Source organism: Deltaproteobacteria bacterium, from assembly GCA_016874755.1.
Classification (GTDB): Bacteria; Desulfobacterota; Binatia; order UBA9968; family UBA9968; genus DP-20.
The window spans coordinates 134,634-155,674 of sequence record VGTH01000006.1; the positions used below are offsets into that span (position 1 = coordinate 134,634).

Below are 21,041 nucleotides of genomic sequence, written 5' to 3' on the forward strand. Positions count from 1 at the left end.
TGTGAGACAACCGTTTGTTGTCTTATTCCTTTGCTTTCAGTTTGCTGTCGTTATCCTTTAAAAATTGGCGAATCTCGTCGGTATAATCGAGCAAGCGGTGCCACTGTTCCTTGTAAAGCGTCACTGGAAAGCGGCCCAGGCCATAGAGCGAGAGCCCGCCCTTCTCGCCGATCTTCAAGCTCAGCTGTCCCGGCTTTTTCCGTTCCACTTGATCGCGCAACGCCTTGTTCTCGGCTTCGAGACGCGTTAGTTTCTGTTCCGCGGTTTCTTCAGCCATGATTATCCTCCGAAAGTTCGTTGTTTCAGCGCTTTCCATATCCGAAACTAGCGCGAAACGCGAGCCAGAACACAGACGGCCACTTGATCATCAAACTAAAGTCGGACTATAAAAAGGAAACAAAAGATTGCAGCGGCAATCGAAAACTCGTCATTTGGAGGAAACAAGAATGAGCGCAAAACTGGGAACCAGAATCATCGACGGCGACGGTCATATCATGGAAGACAACGCCGGCATCATCGCCCACATGGAGGGCGCCTATCGGGAGATCCTCGGTCGCAAAGGCATGTGCTTCCCGCCTTTGGACCATCTCCACGCGGGACGCGCCGTGGAAACGCCGCCACAGCGTGATCAACGCGCGCCGGTGGGGCCGAAGGGCTGGCTCGATTTTCTCGACGACGTCGGTATCGAGTGGACGGTCATGTACCCCACCCTAGCGCTATCCTATGGCAAAATCGTCAGCCGCGACTACGCCGTCGCCGTCTGCAAAGCCTACAATGATTGGCTGTCCGAGACCTATTTGAAGTTTAACTCGCGATTTAGATCCATGGCGATCATTCCCATGCAGGACCCGGAAGAAGCCGCCAAAGAGCTTAACCGCGCCGTCACCAAGCTCGGTATGTTGGGCGGCATGATGCCGTCGAATGGCTTGGCGCAGCCGCTCGGCGCCAAACAATTCTGGCCAGTCTATGAAGAAGCCAATCGGCTCGGCTGCTGCCTAGCCGTGCATGGCGGCGCCCACGATCGTTTCGGCATGGATCACATGAATATGTATGTGCCGGTGCACGCCCTCGGCCACCCGTGGGGGTTAACCATCAATTGCGCTGACATTCTTTACAACGGCATCTTCGAGCGCTTCCCGCGGGTGCGCATCGCTTTTCTCGAGGGCGGCGTCGCCTGGCTGTTGCTGCTCCTCGAACGGCTGCACGCTTCCCATGAAACTCACTTTCAACATATTCCCCAGGGTGAATTCGGCGTGCGCGAAGAAGACGACCCGGGGAAAAAGCTCAAACAGCTGATCAAAGATGGCCGCGTCTATCTCGGCATCGAGACCGAGGAGCTGACTTTGCCTTTCGCCATCAAGGCGGTCGGCAACATGCCGTTTCTTTATTCGTCGGACTTCCCGCACGAAGTCACCAACGAAAGCTGCAAGCATGACCTTGGCGAGCTAATGGAAAGCGACGAGATCTCGAGCGACGACAAGGCCGCCATGCTTTGGCGCAACGCCGAGACGTTCTATAAGCTGCCGCTCTAAACCACGTCACGCTGCCTGGCGCCGTCAGCATTGTTCCAGCAATCCTGAAGGGCGCCAGGCACGCGCTGTTGCTAACCTCAAGAAAGGATTTTTCTATGGCTACCTGTCGTGCCGCCATTATTACTGAACACAATAAACCGTTATCCATTCAGCAGGTGGAGATTCCCACGTTGGATCGGGGCTCGCTGCTAATCAAGATTTCCGCGTCGACGCTCTGCGGCACCGACGTGCATCGTTGGCACGGACCGCTCGGCGATAAAGACACACTGCCGATCATCACGGGCCATGAACCCTGCGGCACCGTCGAAGATATCGCCGGCGAGCGCACCGACATTCTCGGTCAGCCCGTGAAACGCGGCGACCGCGTGGTCTGGAGCTACGTCGCCTGCGGCTCTTGCTATTATTGTTCGGTTGCCTGCCAGCCCTGTATTTGCCGCGGCCGCGCGTCGTGGGGGCACAATCGCAGCGATCAACATCCCTATCTACTCGGCAGCTGTGCCGAATATATGTATGTGCCGCCGGAATGTTTGATCATCAAAGTGCCCGAAGACGTGAGCTCCGCCTCCGCCGCCGCTTCGGCCTGCGCCTATCGCACGGTCATGCACGGGTTCGACCGCCTGGGCGCAATCAAATCGCACGAGACCGTCGTCATCCAGGGCAGCGGGCCGCTCGGCAACTTCGCCACCGCGGTGGCCAAAGACAGCGGCGCCAAAAAAGTTCTGGTCATCGGTGCGCCGGCGGCGCGCCTTGAAGTGACCAAAAGAATGGGCGCCGACGCAGTGCTGAACTTGGAAGAAGTGACCGATGAGAAACTGCGCCGCCAATGGGTGCGCGACCAAACAGCCGGGCGCGGTGCCGACGTCGTCGTTCAGGTCGCCAACAACATGGCCGTGCCGGAAGGATTGACGCTTTTGCGCGACGGCGGCCGCTACTTGAACATCGGTGCCGGCGGCAAGGCTAACATCGCCGTGGAAAAAATTCCCCAAGAAATGCTCTTCATCACCGTGCGCTCCGGCGAGCCGCGCCACTGGCTGCAAGCCATCGATTTTCTGTCGTCGCGCAGAAAGACCTTTCCGTTCGAAGAAATGATCACCAAGAGCTACAAGCTCGATCAGATCAACGAAGCGATGCAGGCGATGGCGAGCTTTTCGGTGGTCAAAGCCGTGATCAATTTCTAAAGCAACGATCGAGCGCGATCTAAATGAGAGGAGCCCACCGAGGCTCCTCTTTTTTTGGCCAAGAAAAATCCAACCGTCAGAGCGGCGGAATAAAATCCCGATCGATCAGACAACCATTCATCGACCGGCTCGCCGGACTCATCAGATAAAGCATCGCCGCCGTCATGTGATCGGCGCCGCGAATATGGCCGGACTCAAGTGACCGCTGGATGTACTCAGCGCTCTTGCCGCGCCGCCACATCGGCGTGTCAGTGCCGCCCGGCTCAACGGCGTTGACGGTCACATCGAGGTTTAGTTGTTTCAATTCCAGCGCGAAGGTTCTGGTCAGCGCCTCGACGCCGCCCTTCGAGGCCGCGTAGGCAGAGTTGGTTGCGTTGCCCTTCACTTGGCCCGAGGAGAAGTTGACGATGCGGCCGTAGCCGCGCGCGATCATGCTGCGCGCAACAGCTTGCGTGCAGAGAAAAGTCCCTTTCAAATTTACATCGATGATGTGATCCCAAGTCTCCTCTGGGATTTCGAGCACTGGATGCTTGATCATGACGCCTGCGCTGTTGATGAGAATATCGATCTTGCTGTCCGTCGCGGAAATCCGTCGCACGATGTCTTCAACTTGGCTGGGCCGCGTCACGTCGAGACAATCCCCGCCGCAGCGATACCATCGCTCTTGAGTTCAGCAACAGCCCGTTCGATCGCACCGCCGTCGCGCGACGCAATCCAGACTTTGGCGCCGGCTTTGCCGATCGCTTGCGCCATTGCTCGGCCTATGCCAGTAGCGCCGGTTATGAAGGCGATCTGGCCCTGCAGGTCTACCTGTCGGTTCATCATCTTCCGATGTTTAGCCCACATCCAAACAAATGGATAGGGTGCACCGTGCGCAGTGATCCGAAACGGTGCCCTACAAACTGATTGTGAGTAGCAATTCTATGGGGAGGAGCGAGTTAAAACTGAACCGTAGTGATTAGGCTAACAGATTTCCGCCATCGGCACCGTGAACCAGAACTTACTGCCCTGCCCTGGCTCACTCTCGACACCGATGCGACCGCCCATGAGCTCGACGAGCTGTTTCGCAATCGATAGGCCCAAACCGGCGCCTTCGTAGGAGCGGCTGGTGGAGCCGTCGGCTTGCGTGAAGCATGAAAAGATCGCCTCTTGCTTGGCACGCGGTATGCCAATGCCCGAGTCTTTGATCGTTACAAAGAGTGAAAACTCCTCCGCCGCCGCGGCTTTCTTTTTGCCGCGCCGCACCGTTTTGGAGCAAATCGCGCCGCGGTCCGCTTCGACGACAATCTGACCGGAGTCGGTAAACTTGACTGCGTTGCTCAAAAGTTTATTCAGCAACTGGCCGAGCCGTTTATAGTCGCATTGGACCTTGAGCGGCACTCCCTTGTTAATTAGCAGTTGAAGGCCCAGCCCTTTGTCCTGTGCGCGGCGCACCCAGGGCTCGATGTGCTTTCTCAGAAACGCATGAAATTCGAGCGAATCAGCTTCGAGTCGGATCGAGCCGGCATCGAGCGCCGCCATGTCGAGAATATCGCCCATCACCGTCATCAACCCTTCGGCCGACGACCGCAAGGTCTTTAGATACATGCGTTGTTCTTCGCTGAGGTCGCTCTGCGCCAACAGATCGGCCATGCCGAGCACGACGTGAATCGGCGAGCGCAGCTCGTGGCTGGTGTTGGCGAGAAATTCCGATTTAGCCGCGCTGGCAGCTTCCGCTCTGATCTTGGCATCGACGAGTTCCAGCTCAACCCGCTTGCGCTCGGTTAGATCGATGCCGTAGCCACGCACCAGCTTGGCGTGCGGCACCGGTGTAAGCTTCCATTCGTAGTAGGTGTCGCCGAGTTGCACTTCGACGCCGGCCAGTTCGTTCTGTTGCTTTAGGCATTGGGCCGTCAGTTGAATAATTTCGGCCGGCAAGATCGCCGGCCGCGCTTCCGAGCTAAAACCAAAGCGCTGCACCAGCTGCATCATCGCCGGGTTGGCGTGGATCATATTGCCGTCGGCGTTAAGCTCGACAATGGCGATGGGACTCTCCTCGGCAATGCACGCCAGACGGCGCAGGTCCCTTTCCAATTCGAGCTGGCGGGTCAAATCTTTAAACGTGAGGATCACGCCGGTACCGCCGGCCGTCGGAAACGGCGTGCAGCGGAACTGCACCGGCCGCAGGTTGTCGTCGCGGCAGCGTACCCACATGCGGCCCTCCGGCTCCAACGTGCTGCCACTCAACAGGCGCGTCACGGGACAATCGTCGGCGGGCTCGCCGGTATCGTCCATGCGGCATTCGAGAATGTCATGCACCGGATGGAGTTGGATGCTTGCGGTGCTCCAACCGAGAAAGAGCTCAGCTTGTGGATTTAACGCGGCGATGCGCCCACGCGCGTCGGCCACCAATGCCGCCATCGGTAGGGCATCGAGCAGAGCTTGGGCAAAACTGCGGCGCGGCTCGTCGGCGACTATCGTCGATTCTGTTTGAGCCAGAAGATTCATCAGCTAACCAAGTTGCCGGCTGCCAGTTGCAGATGTGCCATGATGTCGATGCGCTCTTTTCCCGGGTCGAGCACGCGCACGATTTTCCGTTCGACTGGTCCCGGTTCGGCCAAGCTCACCACCGCCCCTTCCTCTCCTTCGGCGGCGCCCGGCCAAGCAACGATGCGCAGTGTCGGCTTCAGACTGTCGACGCGGTTGGCGGCGATCACGATGCCGCGCTCGCCGGTATTGAGTTCGACCAGGCTGCCAATCGGGTACACGCCCAACGCGCGGATGACCTTTTCGACCAAAGAGCGGTCGAAGGCGCCGCCCTGGGCATCGATATAGATCTGCCGCAGCACTTCAATCGGTTGCAGCGGCGAGTGGCTGCGGCCGATTAACATTGAATCGTACGCATCGGTGATCGCGACGATCTGACTGTAAATCGAAATTTCGTCGCCCTTGAGCTTCGCTGGATAACCGGTACCGTTAACCCGCTCGTGGTGTTGGGCAACGATGAGCCGCGCGGCTTCAGGAATGTTTTCGCTGCGCTGAATGACGTTCAAGCCCAGTGTCGGATGCTGCTCCATCAGCCGGCGCTCCGAGTCGGTGTAGAGATCGGTCTTGCGCAGCAGATTACGCGGCAGCCGGGTTTGGCCAACGTCGTGGAGCAGCGCGCCAAAACCAAGCACCGGGTTGTCGGTCTCGAGACCCTCTGCGGCGCCGACCACCAGCGACAGCACGCAGACATTCACCGCGTGAGCGAACAGATCGTTCTGAAAGCGGCGCATCTGGGTGAGGAGCAGACTGGCATCGGGCGAGCGCAGAATACAGCCGGTGATGTCGCTGACGACTTTTTTCGCCACCTGCGCCGGGATCGGCGCGCCGCGGCCGGCGCCGTCGAATATGCTTTGCGTTGCCGACAGCGCTTCGTCATGAACCTTGCGCGCCACTTCGAATTCTTCGACTAATATGCGAAACGAAACTTCGCTGGCGGTGCCGGAACGAACTTCGATGGCGGGACGATTTGACGGCGCGGGCTCATTCTTGGCTTCGACCGGTGCGCTGCTGCCGGGCTCCAGATTGACACTGCGGCTGGGGTCAATTACCACCTCGCGGATGCCGTGCTTCTTGAACAGCTCGATGTCGTCGCTGTCCTTGATCAGCTTGCGATGGAACAGAAACGGCGTATCGATCCACGAACGATCGAGACCGACCACGTACATGCCGGGCTTCACTTCTGACAACGGCACCCGTCTGGTCGCGTTGACCTCTTGCTGAGGATTGGTCGCCACTACGCTTTCCCCAAGCTACCGATTCGCCAGTGTGTCTGCATTGCTATTTCCACTGCCAGAATGGTCCCCATGCTCTCTCATTGCGCGCGCGGCGCGGACACCATCGCGTGCTAATAGAAGCTATCGGCAGAGATTTGTGAAAACTAAGCGAAATTTGACGGCGCAACGCCACTGGCGGCCAGCCGGCGCAGAATGGCGTTAAAGCTCAAAATTAGACCGAGTATGGGGCGTGGCAACTCGCAAAGGTCAGCCAAAAGGACATGCGAACAATCAATTTTCCAAAAGCGGCCGAAGTTTTTGTATCGTGTCTGCGGACGGCACGCCGGCTTCTTTGATGATCGCTTCCAATTCCTCGCCCGATGCGGGCGTCAGGTCCAAGCCCTTTCTCTTTACCTCTGCGATCAAGTCAGGGTCTTGCATCATTTTGTTGAAGCCCTCGCGCAGCATTTTTAACCGTTCCATGGGCATGCCCGGAGGGCCGAAGAGCGGCCGGCCCATATCATCGGGCAGCGCCAACAACTTGGCGCTGCGCCGCATGGTGTCGCTGACTTTGTGTTTATCGAGCAGCTCCCACAAGGTCGGCACATTGGCCATGCGCGGATCGCGCTTTTTGCCGCCTTGAACCAGCACCCGGACAAACCCGGTCTTGGACCAAGTGCGCGCCGGCTCGCTGCCGAAAAACGCTTGAATAGTACCGCTCCAGCATTGAATCTCATTTTTCTCGATGGCGAGATTGGCATCCGCTGCTCCCGGATAGCCGGGCACCATCGTCAACTTCAAACCGAAGGAATCCTGCAACAGCCGTGGAAAATAATAAGCCGCCGTGCCGATGCCAGTGGAGCCGCACTTCGGCGTTTCGCTTATCGTGCGCATGTCTTCCAGCACTTTCACGCCGGAGTCAGCACGGATGTAAAAGATCCGATCGGTCTTTTCCGGCGAGCCGATGTAGCCGAACTTGAACCAGTCGAACTTCACTTCCTTCTTGCCGGCAATCTGGTCGATGTACATCGCCGGACTGACCACACCCAGAGTCAAACCGTCCGGCTTGGCCACGCTGTAAACATAGTTCGCCGCAATCATCGACCCGCCGCCGGTCATGTTCTGCACAACAATCGTCGGATGACCGGGAATGTATTTGCCGAGATAGTGCGCAATCACCCGCGCCCACACATCGAATGCGCCGCCGGCGGCGAAGCCGACGCGAATCTGCACTGTCTTGTTTTGGTAAAATGGCGTCTGGCCAAAAAGCGGCGCTACCATCAGCAAGAAAAATCCCGTCACAAGAAAAATCCGGCGCATCTCACTCTCCTCAGTAAAGTGCACCGAACTTAGCCGCTAAACGGCGTTTAGTAAACCGTTGGCGAGTAGCGCGAGCGTTGTAGTCTGCGCGCCGCCCAGCTATGCTTGGCGTTTAACTCGCGAGCAATGGAGAGAGGACTGTCTGCATGTTAAGAGCCGGTATCGTCGGCCTGCCCAACGTCGGCAAGTCAACGCTGTTTAACGCTGTGACCCGCACGCGCAAAGCGGAGGCGGCCAACTACCCTTTTTGCACCATCGATCCCAACGTCGGCATGGTCACCGTGCCGGACGCGCGGCTCTATGATTTGCAGACAATGGTCAAGACCAACGTTGTCATTCCCGCAGCGATCGAGTTCGTCGACATCGCGGGGTTGGTCCAGGGTGCGAGCCAGGGTGAAGGTCTGGGCAACAAATTTCTCACCCACATCCGTGAAGTGGACGCCATCGTGCAGGTCGTGCGCTGCTTCGACGACCCCGATGTGCATCACGTGTCGGGCAGTGTCGATCCGGTGCGCGACATCGAGGTGATCAACACCGAGCTGATACTCGCTGACTTGGAATCGGTGAGAAAACGGCGCGAGCGCATCGGCAAAGACATCAAACGGGGCGACAAGACGGCCGCAGCGGAAGACGCCATGTTGACGAAAATCGAAGCGACACTCGACGCTGAAAAACCCGCGTTGTTGTGCCAGCTATCGCCAGAAGAACGAGCCCTGTCGCTGCCGCTCTTTTTGCTCACCGACAAACAGACCATCTTTGCCTGCAACGTAAAAGAATCCGATCTCGCCACCGCGGATCAAAATCCCTACGTGCAAAAAGTCCGCGAATACGCCAAGACTCACCTCGCCTGCGAGGCTGTGGTCATCAGCGCGCAGATCGAGAGCGATCTCGTCGATCTCGAGCCGGCAGAGGCACAAGAATTTCTCAAAGAGCTCGGTGTCCAGGAAAGCGGCGTCGGCGCACTGATTCGCGCCACTTATCATCTCCTTGGCTTGCGCACTTTCTTCACCGCCGGCGAAAAAGAAGTGCGCGCCTGGACCATCCACGCCGGCGACACCGCACCCAAAGCCGCAGGCGTGATCCACTCCGACTTCGAGCGCGGCTTCATCAAAGCCGAAACCGTCGCCTACGACGACTTGATTCAGTGCGGCTCAGTGGCCGCCGCGCGGGCCAAAGGATTGTACCGAATGGAAGGCAAGGAGTATGTCGTCGCCGATGGCGATGTGATGCTGTTTAAGTTTAACGTATAGCCAAACAAGATCTCGGAGTCCTTCGACAAGCTCAGGACGAACGGAAACGGGAGCGATCCGTTGCGACGCCCGCCGCAGCTTACTCCCCTCTTCCTGTCAGTACGTTGAACGGCGCCAGGAGGAGCTCAGTCCAGCTGCGCCCACTCGCTGAATTCTTCCAAGCCCAGATTCTTTAAAGTATCCATATACGGCCGGCCGGTTTTTTCGTGACGGCCGGAGAGTTGGTAGTACTCTCGGACCATTTCGGGGAGCCATTTGGCGATGGTGAAGCCTTTGTATTTACCGTCGGGCACCGGATCGAGAAAGCGCTGGCCCACTTGCTGCCAGTCGTGATCGGCGACCCAGCCGCGCTGGGTGGCGAACAGGCTTTGTAGAATCGCGCTGCGCTGCCCGGCGAGCATCGCTTCATCGAGGGTAAAATTCCAGCCGGTGGTTGCGTTGAAGGAATCGATCACACTGTTTAGGCCGTCCGGTTTCATGTGCATCTGGGCGAACCAGCAGCCGCCCATGAGGCCGACAAATTGGCGGTACTGTTCGCCGATCACGTTGGACTGCGGCCAGCCCTTGGGATCGTCGCGGTCGAGTGGACCCCATTTCTCGCGGTATTTTAAATCCGGCGGCGGATTGGGCGTGCCGCCGCCCTGCGGCTTCATGCCGCCGCTGGCGACGATCTCGCGCAGCATGTTGCTAAAATGGGGCCGCCAATCGTGCATCGCCGGCACGCCGCGCTTGGTGTGCACGACCCACTTGACCGCGTCGCCGCCGATGGCCTCGGCGACTTCCAGCGGCCCATCGGCGATCAAGTTGCCCCACTTGCCCTGGCGCCGCGCAGTCATCTCCAGCAACTTATCGATCGCCTCGACGTTGCCCCATTCGAGGCGCAGGCCGTCGCAGTCTTTCTCTGTGACCAAGCCCTTTTCGTAGGCCTCGAACAGCACACCCGCACCGAAGGAAAAATGGCCGCATTCGATGCCAAGGTCGTTGATGCGCTCGGCGAGATAGAGCGTCGCGTTGCCTTTGACGCCGAGGTTCCAAAACGTGTCGAGCCATTCGGCGCCGGCGTTGAAATGGCCGACCTTACCTTTGAACTCGCCTTCGCCCACTTCGACGTCCCACGGACAAAGCCGCGCGCACTGAAAGCACGGCCGCTGCGTGATCCGGTTTTGATCGAAGCCGGCGTTGTGCTCCGCCGCCAGCGTGCTTTGGAAATTGTTGTTGGGCAGCGCTTCCAAGTGACGCGCATGGCCGGTGGTGTAGCGGTCTTGCACCGAATAGAGCTGCAGCGTCTTGCGCCAGCGCAGCCCCGCTTCGATCAACTTCGCTTTATCGTGCAGCGGCGGCCGCTTGGTGCCCCAAACGACGATCCCCTTCAAGTTCTTCGAGCCAAAGATCGCCCCGCCGCTATGCGACGCCGAATGATTGTAGTCGTTGCACAGCATGGCGGCGTGAACCAGATGCTCCCCTGCCGGGCCGATGCCCATCACCCGCGCGTCTTTGATACCTACCTCGGCGCGCAACAAATCTTCGGTATCGCGTGCCCCCTTACCCCAAAATTTCGCCGCGTCGCGCAACTCTGGCTTGCCGTTGTTGATGAATAAATATTGCGGTTTCTTGGCTGCGCCTTCGAGAATAATGCCGTCGTAGCCAGCTTGCTTGAGATAGGCCGCCCAGTATCCGCTCGCCGCGCCGCGGCCCAGCGAATAGTTGGTCATGGGGCTCAAGAACACGGCACAGACCTTGGTTCCCCCCGGCGTAAAACCGGTGCCGGTCAGCGGCCCAGTCATCATCACCATCTTGGCCGCCGGATCGTAGGGCTTCACATCGAGCGGCAGCTCACGCATGAGCATATAAAGCGCCAACGCCTGGCCGCCGATAAATTTCCGCAGCACCGCTTCCTCGGGCAAATTTTCATCGCGCATCGACCCCGTCGTCATATCGACACGCAGCAGCTTGCCCATGTAGCCGCCGGGGATACGGGTGGTGCGGGGGGCGGGAAATAATTCGCCTGGGTTTGCCATGACTCTACCTTCTGAGAATTATGAAAAACAGAAACGCGGGAAACCGAAAGCGGAAACCTGAACGCGAACCCCGATGCTCCGAAATTTCCGTTTTCCGCTTTCATAATTCATCTTTCCTACTTCGTTGTAAACGCTTCTTTGACAAACCAACTCTCCAGCGGAATCTCCTTCTTCACCAGCCCTTGCTCAATTTGATAACGGTTAAGTGCCTGCAAAGATTTCTTGTCGCCCTCGGTCAACACGCCGGCGTAGGGGTCGTAGCCCAGCACGTCGCGTTCTTTGGTGTAGCCTTCGGCGTCGCCCGGTTTGAAATACTTCGGTGCCATGCGGTTGGCTTCGCGAAACGCCTCGATGATCTTCGCGGTAACGTCGGGATATTTTTCGACCGTCTCTTCGCGGATCGCCATGATGTGGATGATCGGATAGATCTGCGTCCGTTTAACGTAGCGGATAATTTCCTCCGTGTCCTCGAAGAACGGTTTCACGCCGGGATATTGGCCCATCGCCGCCGGCAGGCTGCCGCCGCCAAACAGTCCCGTGTAGCCGGAGTCGCCTGCGACCAGTGCCGCACCGAGATTGCCTTCGCTCAACAAGCGCGACAGATGCGGCTTCTCCTGGCCAAAGGGCGGCGGCGGATCGAGCCGTTCAACTTTCACCGGCAGCTCGTTGCCGATGTAAACTTCTTGGCCCGAGACAAACCAGGCAACATCGGTAGTTTTAATATTGTGCTCGTCCAGCAGATAGCCGCGCGCCCAAGAGACGGCCGTGGCGCCGTAGCGAAACGCGCCGACCTGCTTGCCTTTCAACTCGCTCGGATGATTCACCTTGCCAGCGCAGTGAAAAATATTTCGCTGGCGCGGCCCGCGCTGAAAAAAGATCGGCAGAGCTAGAAACGGCTTGCCCTTCTCCTTGGCGCGCATCAACGTCGCCGTCGACATCTCAGCAACGTCGAACTCACCTTGAACAAAGCGATAATGCATCTCCCCCGGCGTGTACTTGTCGCCGACATATTCGAGATCGTAGCCGTCGAGGGGAATCAACCTGTCGATCAACGCGCGATTGCGCGGGTTCGGATTGGTCGCAAAAGTGATTTTCGGTTTGTTCGCCAAGTGTAGTGCTCCCGTAAAACGTCAAACTACATTTACACCACGAACGACACGAAGAGCACGAAGGAAAACATTATTCGTTTCCGAACTTCGTGTCCTTCGTGACCCTCGTGGTGAGTCCTATCCGAGATATCGCCGCAAAAACTTCAGGCCCCGCGCCCAGGACTCTTTATCCGACCTCTCTACATAGCGATCCGGATGATGCGGGTCCATGAACGAGTGACTAATGTCTTTGTAAACGTAGAACTCGTGCGGCTTGTTGTACTTGGTCAATTCCGAGTCCATTTTGCTCGCGTGCGGTCTTCATATCCGACAATTCTCCATTTTCAATTTTCCATTTTCAATTATTTCTTCCAGATCGCCTCGTAAAACCCGCTCTTCTCCATCTCGTCCAAATATCCACGATCGATCAGTTGTGCCACTCCGAAACATTTTCAATTTTCCATTATCCATTTTCCATTTTTGCATCACGCCAACGGATTCTTACAGACGACATTCAGCAGCGCTTGCCGCTTTTCTTCCTTCACGACCTTTAACGCCTTCGTAATCGCGTCCGGTAACTGAGCCGGATCTTCCACCCGCGCGGCGTAGGCGCCGCAAGCCTGCGCGGTTAATTCAAAACTCGGCGACGGTGTCAGATCGGTGCCGGGGAAATTCTTCGTCCGGGCGGCGACGCCGTCCGGAAACAGCCCCCGCGCCGCGTTCAAGCTCGCGTTCCAGGCCTGGTTGTTGTAGATCACCGTCAAAAACGGAATTTGATATTTCTGCGCGGTGAAGTGGCAAGCCGTCGGCGCGCAGAACATGTACGAGCCATCCCCTTCCGCAGCGATGACAGTCGCGTCGGGATTACCCAGCTTCATGCCAATGGCCGCACCCAGCCCCCAGCCCAAATGGCCGGCGAGCGGGGTATTAAACATCGAGCCGGGACGGTTCAGGTGAATGACCTCAGCCAACTTCGAAGTGATCGTCTCATTAGCGATGATCGTCTTGTCGTCCATGGCATCGGCAATGCACTTGGACAACCAGAAGGGGTGGATCGGCGTTTGAGTTTTCACCGCATCGACGCTGGCGTCCATTTCTCGGATCATGTCGTTATGCTCCGCCTCGATCTTTTTGCGCCGCTCGTCGAGCTTGGCTGTGATACTCGTCTTAGAGGACAGCTTACTCCGCACGATTGCGATCAACGCCGGCAGCGAAACTTCCGAGCAGCCAGTAACCGGCAAATCCGCCGGGAAACCCCAACCGGGAATCGCGGTAAACATCGGATCGCGTTCCAGGTGAATGATCTTCACACCGTCGCGCAAAACATTCTTGTTGGGCGGCTCCCACGGCACGTCGGTGTCCATGAAAAACAACACCTCGGCTTTACTGACGTACTTCGTCACCTGCGTGCCAAGATGCATCGGGTGATCAGTTGGGAAGTTGACATAGGTCAATTGCTGCACGACGGGAATCGCCAGCAACTCGCTCAATTCAACTAGGGATTGCACGGCTTCGGGATTGCGGCCGAGATATTTCGTTACAATCAGCGGACTGTCCGACGCGATCAACCAGTCGGCGATCTTCTCCAACGAAGCATGATCGGCCTGCGCCTTGCTCGCCAGCGCCAGCGCATCGGGCGACAAGACTTTTGTCGACTCCATCGCTTCGGCCAACCACTCGCGCGGCAGCGTCATATAGACCGGGCCGCGCGGCTCGCTCATGGCGATCTTGTAGGCGCGCGCCACTGTGGCTGCGAGATTTTGGTTGGTGCGAATCTCGTAGTCCCACTTGACGAACTCGCGCACCACCGCACCCTGATCGCGCGACTCCTGGCGCCAGTGGATATTTTGGCTCTTGCCGCCGCGCAGCTCGCCTTCGGTGATCGGCGTGCGCCCGGCACAGAGAAACAGCGGGACATTTGCAGAAGCTGCATTGATAATGCCGCCCAAAGCGTTCGCCGTTCCCGGTAGCGTATGCACCAAGACCATCTGCGGCTGCTGTGTGACGTTGTAATAACCGTGCGCCATCGACACCGCCGCCAACTCGTGCGGCACGACAATCGGCCGAATACCGCGCGGATCTTCTCCGCCGGTCTTGGCCAGCGCTTCGATGATCGGCCCATGATCGGTGCCGGTGTTGGCGAACATATATTTCACCGAACCGAGCGCTTTCATCTGTCCGAGAAAAGCTTCTGCACCGGTGGACACGGGAACGGTTCTCGCGGCTGTCTCCGCCACAGCTGGCTCCTTTCGCTGCCTAGGTTGCGGGGCGATGCCGCCTAACTCTCGCAAGAACCGGATTTTTTTTCAATCAAAATCTCTGCTCGCTCGATTCGAACCACAGAGCCCCGGAAACGTGGTTTTCTTAGATAAGCAAGGTCTGATATGCAATCGCGGTAAGAATTCTAGGAACTTACTATGTTGAGGATTTTCGTCGATTCATCGGCTTGCGCTAGGCCGTGCGAACAAGGGAGACCTTTGTCGCCCCTTGCCACATCACAATGCCTAGCTCAATCATAAATACTCGTTCTCCAAAAAGCCGCAGCCAAGCCGATTTGGGACCAACCGAAGGCTGGAGCTATCCCTCCGGCATGGTCTGGTGCCCGATGAAGATGAGCGGCATGGCAATACTCAAATGCGCAGAGCTACAAAACGCCTACGTTTGCCCAGAGTGCGGCGGCAACAAAGATTTGCCGCGCGCCAATGCCGGCGGTGCTGGCGCGGGAAGTCAAAACGTACCCGACCACATTGACTTCTCACTAACGAATTCCCTAGTAGCCGGCGCAGTTGTCCCACAGGATCTTGCGCTTTTCTTCGTCGGTGAAAGGCAGCTTCAAGAATATGTCGATGGCGTTGGGAAACCGGGAGTCTACATGTGGATAGTCGGTGGACACAACGAGGTGATCGCATCCTAACTCGTCGACGACGCCGCGAGCGGTGCGTTCCTCGGGTTCTACCGACACGATACAATTTCTTTTGAAGTACTCGCTGGGCGCCATGGTCAAGGCCTTGGCCCAGATGTCGCCGTCGAGCTCGGCGGCTTCGTCTAACCGCCATAGAACCCAGGGCAGCCAGCTACAGTTGCCTTCCAAAAACGCCACCCTGAGCTTAGGGTGGCGGGCCAAGACGCCGCCGGCGCAAAAGCTTCCGACGGTCATCATCTGTTCCAGCGGTTGGGAGTACACCCTGCGCAGCATGAAGTTCGGTTCGAATCGTTCACCAGGATTGTTGACGCCGCTGCGCGTGGCCTCATGGAAACCGCGGGGAAGGTCCAACTCTTCAAACGTCGACCACAGAGGTTCGTAGTACTCGTCGTACCAATTCTTGCCGTTGAACAGGTTGGCGCGCATAAACGCCGCCTTGAAACTCAGCTCCTTTGAGCAGCGGCGCGCTTCTTTGATCGCTTCGTCGATATCGAATGGCGAGATCATCGCGGCGCCGTAGAGCCGCTGCGGATTCTCACTGCAGAAATCGTAGAGCCAATTGTTGTAAGCCCGGGCGATGGCTGCCGCGAGACGTGGCTCCATGTTGGGTTCCGCTAGAGCGATGAGTCCGCGTGTGGGGTACAGCACAGCGACGTCGATGCCTTCCACATCCATCGCATCGAGCTGAGATTTGGCGGACCAGCCATGATCGGCGTAGTGGCGAAAAATGGCTTGCTTGCTATCGAAGTTTTTACCGCCGTCGGGCGGTCGCCGGCTCAGGTCCCGCGACGGATTGTGTCCCCAGGGTTTGCCGTCGGGGTGGACCATTCTCAGCTCTCTCAAGTTGCCGCTGGTGAGGCCTACCGGAGCAAACGCTTTGAACTCAGAATCGATATAGCGCTGCCAGAGATCGGGCGGCTCCATCACATGCATGTCGCTGTCGAATACTTTGAATCCAGCTTTGGCCATAGCGTAGTGCCTCTGCGAATGAATTTGGTTTTTCATTACTCCAGCCATAGGAAAAAGTCTATGTTGCGATGATTGGCGATCCAGAGTTCGGAGTATCTCGCGCAGAGGCGCGGCGGTGAAGCGGAAGCCGCCGCGGCAAAATAAAGTTTACTTCACTGGCTCCGCCACGAAGATCGGAATCGTCCGGATCGCTTGAGTTTTAGCTCGATACTCCACAAACCGTGAATAGGTAGCGTCGGCGATTTTCCACAAGCGCTCTCGCTCCGCCGTGTCGGTGACTTCGCGCACCCGCATCGTCTGCACCGACGAAAGATCGCGCAGCTCAACTTGCGGATTGGCGCGCAGGTTGTAAACCCACACGGGATTCTTGGGTCCTCCGCCCATCGAAGCTATCAGAACGTAGCTCTCGCCATCCTTCACCCGCATCAGCGGTGTCTTGCGAATGGCGCCGGTCTTGTTGCCGCGGTGGGTCACGATGATGACCGGCAGGCCGGTATCGCGCAGCGTGGTGCCCTCGGCGCCGTTGGTTCGCTCGTATACCTCGACCTGCTCGCGCACCCAATCTCTGGGACTCGGAATGTATTGCGCCATAAAATTCTCCTCGGTGCTGGGTTTTTTTAACGACCTTTGCTGGGCGGTGACATAACGCAGGAGCGGGAGAGATGTCAATTTCTCCGTGGACTATTTTTCTGAAAGCTCAACCGTAACGGGGCGTGGTGGCCTCTAGCAGCTTATGGTATATCGCCTCAGGTGACTTCAGCAGGAGAATGTCATGGGATCTATGGAAGCCACAGATAGAAAGGTCGAGATTCTTACTCGAACCATTCAACCGGGAGACGGCAATTTATCGGTCGAGGCAGCTCGTTCGATCTTGAACTTTCGGCTTTCGGCAGCGGATTGGGAACGCGTCAATGATCTCGCAGCGAGAGCGCGAGCCGGTACCCTCGCACCCGAAGAGCGCGCGGACCTAGACGAATATGAGCGCATCAGTTGTCTGGTAAAGTTGCTTCAGTCAAAGGCGCGCCTTTCTTTTAAACGAGCAGGACTGGCCAACTAACATCCATGGATAGCGCATTGCAGCAGTTTGTCTGGCAGCGTGCCGGACAGCGCTGTGAATAGTGCCAGGTGCCTGTCAATACATCCCTCCTGCCGTTTCAAATCGACCAAGTCATTGCTGAAAAACACGGTGGCTTAACAACTGAAGACAATCTTGGCCTCAGTTGCGAGCACTGCAATTCTCACAGCCCACCGACCGGAACAGGCGCGCGCCTTCGCTGTTCACTGTGTTCATCTTATGCGCCGCGCCCGTGCCGCTGGCCAACGCAGTTCCGGCTTTCAAAGATATGCCGGCCTGTACCAGCGCGTAGGCGACGCCGATGGCAAACGCCAATGCAACGACCGAGCTACCGATGATCCGCATCGCTTGCATACTCTCGCCGATGCGCTCGGCGCGGGTGTTGAGGCCGAGGGCGACCATCACCATGGTGAACAGAAAGACATCGAACGAAAGAATCGCTGAGCGCACCGCACCGGAGAGCTTGACCAGAGAATTGAAGATGGCAAAGCCGACAAAGCCCAGAATGTACCACGGGAAAGGGATCGAGCCTTCCGTCTGGCTCGCCGTCATACGCCGCCACATGACGCGGATAACGAGCAAGACCGGGATCAGCATTAGCACTTTCATCAACTTGATCAGCGTTGCCGTACCCAATGATAATTCCGACACCGAAGCCGCCGCGCCGTAAACCTGCGCCAGTTCATAAACGCTGGCGCCGACGAAAACGCCGTACCATTCGTCGTCAAGTCTTGGGCAGATAGCCTTCGATGAAAGCGTAGGGATAGAGAAATAGCGCGACGGTGCCGAACATTCAGCAGGTTTTGATCGACCGTGCGATGTTCGTCGCAACGCGCCTGCCAATCGTCGCGGTAGAACGAGTGCACACAGAGCAGGCTCAGCATCTGATTGCCCCGGATCTCTCTCAGTTTGGCAACCAGGTCCCGTGACAATTCCGTTTGTCTGAAAAGCGCGGCGCAGCGGCATCGAAGATGACCGTGACGTAGCCACGTGAAAACTCGACGTCGACGACTTTGCCGTCGCGGACGCTGCAAGAGTAGACGCCTTGCTCCTCGGCTAGCGAGAGGTTGTAACGGCCAGCTTTCAGGTGTGGGTCGGTCCAATGTTCGCCTGCACTCACGGCGTCGGTCAAAGCGATAAGAGCCACGGCTGCCACCGTCGCAATGTTCAGCGAAGCAACATTGTGCAAGCTGCGTCTGAGGGCTTGGTAGGGTTTCATCGCCTTGTCTTCCCGTCAATAACTATTCGCTCTTCGCTTGTTCACGTATGCTGTGGGCAAACTGCAGCACTGCACCCGCCATCGCGGAGTTTCCCTGTTCCAAGTGCAAGCCGGCCAATCGATCCAAGGTATCCATAACTCGTGGGTCATCGCTGCCGAGGTGGTGCATGAAGATGATAAGAGCGCGATCGTGGAGGGTTTCCGCTTCGGCGTAGCGCTTTTGTCTTTGAGACACTCCCGCCAAGTCGATCAGCCCGTCGGCAACGCCGAGCTCTTCCTCACCGAAATTATTTTGCAGCAATGCCACCGCGCGGCGCTGATAGGAACGCGTTTCCAACGTTTGGTCATGCTCGGCAAGTAGCCGGCTATCGGTTCTCGCCTGTGCGCCCAGATCCAAGCGCGCTATAGTTGCCAGCAGTGCAATCGCGCAAAAAATCATGGCTACGTAGAGACCGAAGCGACAGCCAAGAACCACGTATATCGATCTTCCGCGGCGCACCGGCGCACGCCACACAAATTCTTCTTGCCGGTCGGTGGCCGCACCAGCAAACCAACGTCGTTTGGCTACTTCAGAGTTTGGCGCATGCATAACGACCCCTCCTCCGGGCTTGACCTTTTGCGGGACTCGAAACAAATCAACGGGTTTTCGCGGGTGGGAGCGTTACACAGGAAACGATGGCGGAGCTTGCGTTACCGCGACGGTAAACTTCGTTTACGTTCTCCCCCTAGACAGGGTTACGGTTGAATGGAATTTATGCGACGCCGACAGACAGCCGGCTAGAGAGCTCGAAACTCAGCGGCAGGTGCGGTTGTAGTTGCGAGAAACGACTCCCCCACTATGTGTGGTCGATTTGCCACACCCTGTGGCAAAATCGCCACTCGGCACGATCTCGCTCATGGCAAGATCACCGATACCCCTCGGCCTGCAAACTAAACAACTGCGCGTAGGTTCCCTCTAGGCGCATCAGCTCGTCGTGGGTTCCCAGCTCCGAGATCGTGCCATCCTGAATCACAACAATCCGGTCGGCCATGCGCACGGTGGAGAAGCGGTGCGAAATCAAGATCGCCATTTTGCCTTCGGTCAGCTCTTGGAAATTGCGAAAGATTTCGTACTCGGTTTTGGCATCGAGCGACGCCGTCGGTTCGTCGAGAACGAGAATTTCCGCCTCGCGCATAAAGGCGCGCGCCAGTGCGATCTTTTGCCATTGGCCGAGCGACAGCTCGTGGCCGCCGCGAAACCAGCGGCCCAACAAAGTTTCATAGCCGGCGGGCAATTCTTCTACCACGGCATCGGCGCCGCTCTTCTTTGCCGATGCAGCAATCCGTTCCATGTCGGTTGCCGAGTCGATCTGGCCGAAGCCAATATTTTCGTGCACCGGCAAATGATAACGGACGAAATCTTGAAAGATCACACCGATGCGTTGGCGCAAATCCAGCGGATCGAGCTCGCGGATATCGATGCCGTCGAGCAAAATCGTTCCTTCACTCGGATCGTAAAGCCGAGTCAAGAGTTTGATCATCGTGGTCTTGCCGGCACCGTTCTGCCCCACCAGGGCGATCTTCTCGCCCGGGCGAATGGTCAATTTGATATGGCGCAGCGCCCACTTCTCTGTCTCAGGGTAGCGAAAACCGACGTCACGAAACTCAACTCCCCGCACGATCACCGCCGGTGCCTTGTGCGGCTCTGCCGCGACGCTCATCTGCGGTTCCAGCGCGAAGAACTCGAACAGGTTGGCCATAAATAAATTATTTTCATAAATGTTGCCGACCGCGGACAGTATCGACTGAAACGTCGACTGACCCTGACGAAAAATCGTCAGATAAAGCGTCATGTCGCCGAGGGAAATCTGCCCGTGCACAGCACGCCAAACGATCCAGGCATAGGAGCCGTAGTAACCCAATGTCGTGAACAGCCCCAAAGCAAAGCCAACCATGGCCCGCTTGACCGCCAACGCGCGGTCTTCGCGGAAGAATTTTTCGAACAGCGTGACATAGCGGCCGACCAGCGTGCTGCCAAGATTGAAAAGCTTGATCTCTTTGGCGGCGCTGTCCTCGGTCAACAGGCGCGATAGATAGTTGATCTGGCGCGTCTCCGGCGCGCGCCGCGTCAGCAAACGAAAGCCCTGCTCGGAAAAGCGCGCTTCGGCGATGAAGGCGGGAATGCTGGTCGCGAGCAGAATCACCACCAGCCACGGACTGAAACCCAGTAACAAGACTGCGAACGAACCCATGGTGATGAGATTCTGGACGATCTGAAACGTGTCGTTGATCAACTCGGTGGGCTTGTAGCCGCCCTCGCGCCGGGCGTTTTGCAGACGATCGTAAAAATCCGGATGCTCGAAATGGGCGAGATCCAGCGTTAGCGCTTTGCGGATGATGTCGGCGCGAATCCGATTGGCAAGCCGCAGTTGAATCAGTTGTTGGATCAGGCGGCGAGCCTGGTTGAGGCCGGCGCCGAACAAAAAAAGCCCCAGCTCAACGACAAGATAACCGAAAACCAGCCGCGCCTGCTGGTCGGTGTCGGCGCCCGGCCGCACCGCTGCGACGACGCCGTCGACGATCAATTTGCCCACCCACGCCTGCGCCGCCGGCAGCAGCGCGCCGCCGAGCGTGAGCATGCCCATGCCGATGGTCGCTGAGCGGCTGGTTTGCCAGACGAGCCGCATGGCGGCGGGTGTGTGCGCAAAGGTGCCGCGCACCTCGCGCCATTTCTGCAGCCACGCTATCAC

At 57.6% G+C, this 21,041-nt stretch carries 21 protein-coding genes; 5 read left to right on the forward strand and 16 right to left on the reverse strand.

Going from position 1 to position 21,041, the window contains the following annotated elements; genetic code table 11:
* Positions 1-22: 22 nt before the first annotated feature.
* Positions 23-277, reverse strand: a complete 255-nt coding sequence (locus tag FJ145_05670; GenBank protein ID MBM4260917.1) for a hypothetical protein — start codon at positions 275-277, stop codon at positions 23-25.
* 169 nt (positions 278-446) lie between these two features.
* Between FJ145_05670 and FJ145_05675 the strand changes: the two genes are divergently transcribed.
* Together FJ145_05675 and FJ145_05680 are read left to right on the forward strand one after the other, a co-directional pair.
* Positions 447-1,532 (forward strand): amidohydrolase, encoded by a 1,086-nt coding sequence (locus FJ145_05675; protein MBM4260918.1) that lies wholly within the window; start codon positions 447-449, stop codon positions 1,530-1,532.
* 95 nt (positions 1,533-1,627) lie between these two features.
* Entirely contained in the window at positions 1,628-2,710 is a 1,083-nt protein-coding gene (locus tag FJ145_05680; GenBank protein ID MBM4260919.1) for a zinc-binding dehydrogenase, read from the forward strand.
* A gap of 76 nt (positions 2,711-2,786) precedes the next feature.
* On the opposite strand, the gene FJ145_05685 is transcribed toward FJ145_05680, so the two are convergent.
* From FJ145_05685 to FJ145_05705, 5 genes are all read right to left on the reverse strand, one after another.
* Positions 2,787-3,338, reverse strand: coding sequence for an SDR family oxidoreductase (locus FJ145_05685; protein MBM4260920.1), 552 nt, complete (start codon positions 3,336-3,338; stop codon positions 2,787-2,789).
* A complete protein-coding gene (locus FJ145_05690) occupies positions 3,335-3,556 on the reverse strand; it encodes an SDR family NAD(P)-dependent oxidoreductase (protein ID MBM4260921.1) in 222 nt (73 codons plus the stop codon). Before FJ145_05690 ends, FJ145_05685 begins: the two co-directional genes overlap by 4 nt.
* A gap of 117 nt (positions 3,557-3,673) precedes the next feature.
* Positions 3,674-5,197 (reverse strand): PAS domain-containing protein, encoded by a 1,524-nt coding sequence (locus FJ145_05695; protein MBM4260922.1) that lies wholly within the window; start codon positions 5,195-5,197, stop codon positions 3,674-3,676.
* Positions 5,197-6,471 carry a DUF3391 domain-containing protein gene (locus FJ145_05700; GenBank protein ID MBM4260923.1) on the reverse strand — a complete coding sequence of 425 codons (1,275 nt, stop codon included), beginning with the start codon at positions 6,469-6,471 and terminating at the stop codon, positions 5,197-5,199. The genes FJ145_05695 and FJ145_05700 overlap by 1 nt, the downstream gene beginning before the upstream one ends.
* Positions 6,472-6,741: 270 nt before the next feature.
* Positions 6,742-7,770: a hypothetical protein gene (locus FJ145_05705; protein MBM4260924.1), complete on the reverse strand. Its 1,029-nt coding sequence runs from the start codon at positions 7,768-7,770 to the stop codon at positions 6,742-6,744.
* Between the two features lie 146 nt (positions 7,771-7,916).
* Between FJ145_05705 and ychF the strand changes: the two genes are divergently transcribed.
* Positions 7,917-9,020: a redox-regulated ATPase YchF gene (gene ychF / locus FJ145_05710; GenBank protein MBM4260925.1), complete on the forward strand. Its 1,104-nt coding sequence runs from the start codon at positions 7,917-7,919 to the stop codon at positions 9,018-9,020.
* Positions 9,021-9,145: 125 nt separating this feature from the next.
* On the opposite strand, the gene FJ145_05715 is transcribed toward ychF, so the two are convergent.
* From FJ145_05715 to FJ145_05740, 6 genes are all read right to left on the reverse strand, one after another.
* A complete protein-coding gene (locus tag FJ145_05715; protein ID MBM4260926.1) occupies positions 9,146-11,038 on the reverse strand; it encodes a hypothetical protein in 1,893 nt (630 codons plus the stop codon).
* A gap of 116 nt (positions 11,039-11,154) precedes the next feature.
* A complete protein-coding gene (locus tag FJ145_05720; GenBank protein MBM4260927.1) occupies positions 11,155-12,147 on the reverse strand; it encodes a hypothetical protein in 993 nt (330 codons plus the stop codon).
* A 117-nt stretch (positions 12,148-12,264) separates the two neighbouring features.
* Positions 12,265-12,429, reverse strand: a complete 165-nt coding sequence (locus FJ145_05725; protein ID MBM4260928.1) for a dienelactone hydrolase family protein — start codon at positions 12,427-12,429, stop codon at positions 12,265-12,267.
* 182 nt (positions 12,430-12,611) lie between these two features.
* The gene (locus FJ145_05730) at positions 12,612-14,363 is read right to left on the reverse strand and encodes a thiamine pyrophosphate-requiring protein (protein ID MBM4260929.1); all 1,752 of its coding nucleotides are present in this window, start codon (positions 14,361-14,363) and stop codon (positions 12,612-12,614) included.
* A gap of 533 nt (positions 14,364-14,896) precedes the next feature.
* Positions 14,897-16,066 (reverse strand): amidohydrolase, encoded by a 1,170-nt coding sequence (locus FJ145_05735; protein ID MBM4260930.1) that lies wholly within the window; start codon positions 16,064-16,066, stop codon positions 14,897-14,899.
* Between the two features lie 99 nt (positions 16,067-16,165).
* Positions 16,166-16,609: a nitroreductase family deazaflavin-dependent oxidoreductase gene (locus FJ145_05740; GenBank protein MBM4260931.1), complete on the reverse strand. Its 444-nt coding sequence runs from the start codon at positions 16,607-16,609 to the stop codon at positions 16,166-16,168.
* 190 nt (positions 16,610-16,799) lie between these two features.
* Between FJ145_05740 and FJ145_05745 the strand changes: the two genes are divergently transcribed.
* Together FJ145_05745 and FJ145_05750 are read left to right on the forward strand one after the other, a co-directional pair.
* Positions 16,800-17,075 (forward strand): hypothetical protein, encoded by a 276-nt coding sequence (locus FJ145_05745; protein ID MBM4260932.1) that lies wholly within the window; start codon positions 16,800-16,802, stop codon positions 17,073-17,075.
* Positions 17,076-17,164: 89 nt separating this feature from the next.
* Entirely contained in the window at positions 17,165-17,431 is a 267-nt protein-coding gene (locus tag FJ145_05750; GenBank protein ID MBM4260933.1) for an HNH endonuclease, read from the forward strand.
* Here FJ145_05750 and FJ145_05755 read toward each other — a convergent pair.
* From FJ145_05755 to FJ145_05770, 4 genes are all read right to left on the reverse strand, one after another.
* A complete protein-coding gene (locus FJ145_05755) occupies positions 17,235-18,059 on the reverse strand; it encodes a putative sulfate exporter family transporter (protein ID MBM4260934.1) in 825 nt (274 codons plus the stop codon). The genes FJ145_05750 and FJ145_05755 overlap by 197 nt on opposite strands.
* Entirely contained in the window at positions 17,998-18,312 is a 315-nt protein-coding gene (locus tag FJ145_05760; protein ID MBM4260935.1) for a hypothetical protein, read from the reverse strand. The genes FJ145_05755 and FJ145_05760 overlap by 62 nt, the downstream gene beginning before the upstream one ends.
* A gap of 22 nt (positions 18,313-18,334) precedes the next feature.
* A complete protein-coding gene (locus FJ145_05765; protein MBM4260936.1) occupies positions 18,335-18,901 on the reverse strand; it encodes a tetratricopeptide repeat protein in 567 nt (188 codons plus the stop codon).
* A gap of 316 nt (positions 18,902-19,217) precedes the next feature.
* Positions 19,218-21,041, reverse strand: coding sequence for an ABC transporter ATP-binding protein (locus FJ145_05770; protein ID MBM4260937.1), 1,824 nt, complete (start codon positions 21,039-21,041; stop codon positions 19,218-19,220).

Bases quoted from the DNA above. Each gene is read 5' to 3' on its own strand.
- FJ145_05760 (MBM4260935.1), bottom strand. From the start codon at position 18,312: ATGAAACCCTACCAAGCCCTCAGACGCAGCTTGCACAATGTTGCTTCG.
- FJ145_05670 (MBM4260917.1), bottom strand. From the start codon at position 277: ATGGCTGAAGAAACCGCGGAACAGAAACTAACGCGTCTCGAAGCCGAG.
- FJ145_05715 (MBM4260926.1), bottom strand. From the start codon at position 11,038: ATGGCAAACCCAGGCGAATTATTTCCCGCCCCCCGCACCACCCGTATC.
- FJ145_05755 (MBM4260934.1), bottom strand. From the start codon at position 18,059: ATGCCGCTGCGCCGCGCTTTTCAGACAAACGGAATTGTCACGGGACCT.
- FJ145_05725 (MBM4260928.1), bottom strand. From the start codon at position 12,429: ATGGACTCGGAATTGACCAAGTACAACAAGCCGCACGAGTTCTACGTT.
- FJ145_05675 (MBM4260918.1), top strand. From the start codon at position 447: ATGAGCGCAAAACTGGGAACCAGAATCATCGACGGCGACGGTCATATC.
- FJ145_05735 (MBM4260930.1), bottom strand. From the start codon at position 16,066: ATGGCTGGAGTAATGAAAAACCAAATTCATTCGCAGAGGCACTACGCT.
- FJ145_05690 (MBM4260921.1), bottom strand. From the start codon at position 3,556: ATGTGGGCTAAACATCGGAAGATGATGAACCGACAGGTAGACCTGCAG.
- FJ145_05740 (MBM4260931.1), bottom strand. From the start codon at position 16,609: ATGGCGCAATACATTCCGAGTCCCAGAGATTGGGTGCGCGAGCAGGTC.
- FJ145_05705 (MBM4260924.1), bottom strand. From the start codon at position 7,770: ATGCGCCGGATTTTTCTTGTGACGGGATTTTTCTTGCTGATGGTAGCG.
- FJ145_05695 (MBM4260922.1), bottom strand. From the start codon at position 5,197: ATGAATCTTCTGGCTCAAACAGAATCGACGATAGTCGCCGACGAGCCG.
- ychF (MBM4260925.1), top strand. From the start codon at position 7,917: ATGTTAAGAGCCGGTATCGTCGGCCTGCCCAACGTCGGCAAGTCAACG.
- FJ145_05745 (MBM4260932.1), top strand. From the start codon at position 16,800: ATGGAAGCCACAGATAGAAAGGTCGAGATTCTTACTCGAACCATTCAA.
- FJ145_05765 (MBM4260936.1), bottom strand. From the start codon at position 18,901: ATGCATGCGCCAAACTCTGAAGTAGCCAAACGACGTTGGTTTGCTGGT.
- FJ145_05680 (MBM4260919.1), top strand. From the start codon at position 1,628: ATGGCTACCTGTCGTGCCGCCATTATTACTGAACACAATAAACCGTTA.